Here is a 3,765-nt window from a genome sequence, read left to right as displayed (position 1 = left end):
GCCAGGAACATCGCCGCGCGCGGACATGCGCGTCTCGCAGGAGGAATCCCCGTCCTTTAGGGCGGGGAGGATGTCAAGGGTCGGCTTGTCGCATTTAGGTGTCGGGAGCGTGTCGGCGTCAGCCCGCGAAGCGCGTCACTACCAGCATCAGCCCCATCAGCGCCAGCCCGGATGCACCGGCAATCCCCAGCGTGAGCTTCTTCAGCCGTTCCTGCAGCCGGGCTTGTTCCGCGGCACGGTCCTCGGTCAGCGCATTGAGGCGCGACTGCAGCACATCCTGCGCCATGCGGTGCTGCGAGAGCTGGTCGGTGAGGTCTTCGACGCGGCGGTGCTCGTGGTCAAGCTGGCGCTGCAGCAGCGAGAGGTCATCGGCCAGCAGGCGCTCGGCCTGGTCCCGCGCATCGGTGTCGGCGCGCACGGCACTGCGCAGGGTCTCGACCTTGGCGGTCTGTGCGCTGGCGATGGTCTGCACCCACTCGCAGGCGGTATCGACGCGGGCCGTGGCCTCCGTCAGCGCCTGCTGGATCTGCGCCTGCAGCTCCTCGCGGGTCTTGCGGGTGTCCTGACCCACCTCGGCGACGCGCTGGGTCGAGGCGGCCAGACCGTTGCGCACCTCCAGCAGATGGTGCGTGAGCTGCTGCATCTCGGTGCTGCGCAAGCCCTGGGCCTGCTGGTGCTCGGCGAGCGTGGTGTGCGCCTGCTTGACCTTCTGCTGCAGGGTGCGGGTGGCCGTCTGCTGCGAGCCGATCGCGTCCTGCTGCTGCTGGATCTGCTGGGACTGCACCACCGACAGCACGATCAACTGCCCCAGCGTCTTCGACAGCGCCGACACCTCCAGATCCGACGTGTCGGGCCGGTCGCCGGACGCGACGGCCTGCCACAGCGGCTGCAGCGAATCGTGCATCCCGACCGGTCCGTGGATGCGCTGGAAATCGTCCAGCCGGCGGAAGTGCCGCCGGAAGTCGTTGACGATGCCGTCGAAGTCCGCGTTCTGCAGAACGTCCTGCGGCACGTTGATTTGCGCGATCTGGCTGATGATTTCGGACATGCCGCATTCTAGGAAGCCTGTCGATCGGGCTGTGGCCGATATCGCGGGACGATCTGACGCAATCGCGGGGTTTGCGTGGGTCACACCACGAAGATCTTCCCCGGATTCAGGATGTCCTTCGGATCCAGCGCCCGCTTGATCGCCCGCATCAGCCCGACCGTGCCCGCGCCAGCCTCGTCGAGCAGGAAGCCCATCTTGTGCAGCCCCACGCCGTGCTCGCCGCTGCAGGTGCCTTCCATGCGCAGCGTGCGTTCGACCAGCCGGTGGTTGAGCGCCTCGGCGAGTTCGCGCTCGGCGGGCTGGTCGGGGTCGATCAGGTAGCCGAAGTGGAAGTTGCCGTCGCCGACGTGGCCGACGAGGAAGTAGGGCAGGCCGCTGGCATCGACATCGGCCACCGATTCGGCGATCAGCTCGGCCAGCCGCGAGATCGGCACGCAGGCATCGGTGGACATCGCCCGGCAGCCCGGCCGGCTCTGGATTGCGGCGAAGTAGGCATGGTGGCGTGCCGTCCACAGCCGCGTGCGCTCCTCCGGGGTCGAGGCCCATTCGAACGCCTCGCCGCCGTGCTCGGCGGCGATGTCCTGCACCGTCTGCGCCTGCTCGGCCACGCTGGCGGGCGAGCCGTGGAACTCCATCAGCAGCATCGGCCGCTCCGCCAACTGCAGCCCGCTGTGCCGGTTGACCAGCCCGACGGTATTGGCGTCCACCAGCTCGACGCGCGCGATCGGCACGCCCATCTGGATGGTCATGATCGTGGTCCGCACCGCCGCGTCGATGTCGGGGAAGTGGCAGATCGCCGCCGACACCGCCTCGGGCAGCGGGTAGAGCTTGAGCGTGACCTCGGTCATCACGCCCAGCGTGCCTTCGCTGCCGACGAACAGCCGCGTCAGGTCGTAGCCGGCGGCGGACTTGCGCGCCCGCGTACCGGTGCGGATCCACTCGCCGGACGCGGTGACGACGCCCAGGCCCAGCACGTTCTCGCGCATCGTGCCGTAGCGCACCGCGTTCGTCCCTGAAGCGCGGGTCGCTGCCATGCCGCCGAGCGAGGCATCCGCGCCGGGGTCGATCGGGAAGAACAGGCCCGTGTCGCGGATCTCGCGGTTGAGCTGCGTGCGGGTGACGCCGGCCTGCACCGTGACGGTCAGGTCTTCGGCGTTGACGCGCAGCACGCGGTTCATGCGCGACAGGTCCAGGCTGATGCCCCCTTGCACTGCCAGCAAATGCCCCTCCAGCGAGGAGCCGACCCCGAACGGGATCACCGGCACCTCGAAGCGGTCGGCCAGCTTGACCGCGTCGATCACGTCCTCGTTCGATTCGCAGAACACCACGGCGTCGGGCGGCGCAGCGTCGTAGGCGGACTCGTCGCGGCCGTGCTGGTCGCGCACCGCCTGGGCGGTCGAGCAGCGGTCGCCGAAGCGGTCGCGCAGGGCCTGCAGCATCGCGTCGGGCATCGGGCGGTGGGCGTTCATGGGCGTCTCCGGTCTTTGGCTGTGTTTGGGTTTGGGTACGGGCGTGATGATGCCTGCGGCGCTGTGCTCTGGCACGCTGTCGGGAGATGGGTCTGGGCATCGGTGCATACCCTGTTGGGTGATTCAACGTGATCTACATCACGAATAATGATCCGCAGGGGGACACAATCTCTCTGCGCCACCGGCCGGGTGGTCGGTGTGCTGGCGTTCTGATTGGCGTTTGGATTCACCTGGAGACTTGCATGAACATCAATGTTGGCGGCGCGGACCGCATCCTCCGCATCGTGGTCGGTCTGGCCCTGATCCTGCTGGCGCTGTCCGGCCAGATCGGGGCCTGGGGCTGGATCGGCGTCGTGCCGCTGGCGACCGGGCTGTTCCGGATGTGCCCGCTGTATGCGCTGCTGGGCATGAACACCTGCCCCGTGTCGCCGAAATAGGCGGCGGCTCCGGCGGCGCAGGCAAAATCCTGCGCATGCCGCGCCTTGACACCACGATTCCTGCCTCTGCCTTGACGGTTGCCCTGGCCTTTGTCGTGGGCTTCGTGTGGCCGGACTCTGTGGCCGCGCAGTCGGTCTGGACGGTGGAACTTGCACCGGGCATCGTCTCGGATGCCGGGTCCGGGCGCTCGGTGGGCGGGCGCTTATCGGCCGGAGTGATGCTGCCGCTGGGCGGTGGTGGTGCCTCGGCTGGCGTGGTGGTGGGCGCAGCGTCGTTCGGCGGTACCCGCACCGGCCCGTGGGTGCAGCGCCACCGCCGCCACACCAGCGGCCCGTTCGCCGCCCTGCAAGCCGCCGTTCCGCTGGCCGAGGGCTGGCAGGCGCAGGCACGCATCGGACTCGGGCGCTGGCAGACGGCGCTGACCACTTCCGTGAACGGCGCCGATGCATTCGACGCCTCCGAGTCGCATCTCGGCACGCTGCTGGGCGCCGGATTGGCATGGCGCCTGCCACGGGGGCTGGGCGTGGTCGCGGCGGTCGATGTCGGGCAACACCGCTTCGACGGGCTGCCCACGGTGCGGCCGGTGCTGTGGTCGCTGGGGATGTCGGCGTCGTTTTGATGAGAACGGGCCGCCTCAGGGCGTGGTGTCGCGGTGCGCCTTGAACACGTCGCGCACCGGACGCACCGGGTTCATCGGCGGCGACTTTGCCAGCGTCCGACGACCGCCAGCGTCACCCCCATCACCAGGAACGACACCACCGTCGTCACCGTGCCCAGCGCGTAGATCACCGGGGTCGTCACCGTCGTCGT

At 68.9% G+C, this 3,765-nt stretch carries 4 protein-coding genes and 1 pseudogene; 2 read left to right on the top strand and 3 right to left on the bottom strand.

What is annotated here, in order from left to right; translation table 11 throughout:
• Window positions 1-118 precede the first annotated feature (118 nt).
• Together QZW52_RS18890 and QZW52_RS18885 are read right to left on the bottom strand one after the other, a co-directional pair.
• A complete protein-coding gene (locus tag QZW52_RS18890; protein ID WP_294001625.1) occupies window positions 119-1,048 on the bottom strand; it encodes a hypothetical protein in 930 nt (309 codons plus the stop codon).
• 80 nt (window positions 1,049-1,128) lie between these two features.
• The gene (locus QZW52_RS18885; protein ID WP_294001624.1) at window positions 1,129-2,517 is read right to left on the bottom strand and encodes an FAD-binding oxidoreductase; all 1,389 of its coding nucleotides are present in this window, start codon (window positions 2,515-2,517) and stop codon (window positions 1,129-1,131) included.
• A gap of 242 nt (window positions 2,518-2,759) precedes the next feature.
• Between QZW52_RS18885 and QZW52_RS18880 the strand changes: the two genes are divergently transcribed.
• Window positions 2,760-2,954: a YgaP family membrane protein gene (locus QZW52_RS18880; protein ID WP_294001623.1), complete on the top strand. Its 195-nt coding sequence runs from the start codon at window positions 2,760-2,762 to the stop codon at window positions 2,952-2,954.
• 35 nt (window positions 2,955-2,989) lie between these two features.
• Window positions 2,990-3,574, top strand: coding sequence for a hypothetical protein (locus QZW52_RS18875; RefSeq protein ID WP_294001622.1), 585 nt, complete (start codon window positions 2,990-2,992; stop codon window positions 3,572-3,574).
• A 71-nt stretch (window positions 3,575-3,645) separates the two neighbouring features.
• Here the strand turns inward: QZW52_RS18875 and QZW52_RS18870 are convergent.
• Window positions 3,646-3,765 (bottom strand): annotated as a pseudogene (locus tag QZW52_RS18870) (ABC transporter permease); the annotation flags it as partial.

This window comes from Sphaerotilus sp., from assembly GCF_013299175.1.
Classification (GTDB): Bacteria; Pseudomonadota; Gammaproteobacteria; order Burkholderiales; family Burkholderiaceae_C; genus Sphaerotilus.
The sequence above is the reverse complement of the archived record's forward strand: the minus strand, read 5'-3'. Positions and strand labels throughout refer to the sequence as shown.

Excerpts from the sequence above, each read along its gene's own strand:
- QZW52_RS18885 (WP_294001624.1), bottom strand. The coding sequence starts at position 2,517 with ATGAACGCCCACCGCCCGATGCCCGACGCGATGCTGCAGGCCCTGCGC.
- QZW52_RS18880 (WP_294001623.1), top strand. The coding sequence starts at position 2,760 with ATGAACATCAATGTTGGCGGCGCGGACCGCATCCTCCGCATCGTGGTC.
- QZW52_RS18875 (WP_294001622.1), top strand. The coding sequence starts at position 2,990 with ATGCCGCGCCTTGACACCACGATTCCTGCCTCTGCCTTGACGGTTGCC.
- QZW52_RS18890 (WP_294001625.1), bottom strand. The coding sequence starts at position 1,048 with ATGTCCGAAATCATCAGCCAGATCGCGCAAATCAACGTGCCGCAGGAC.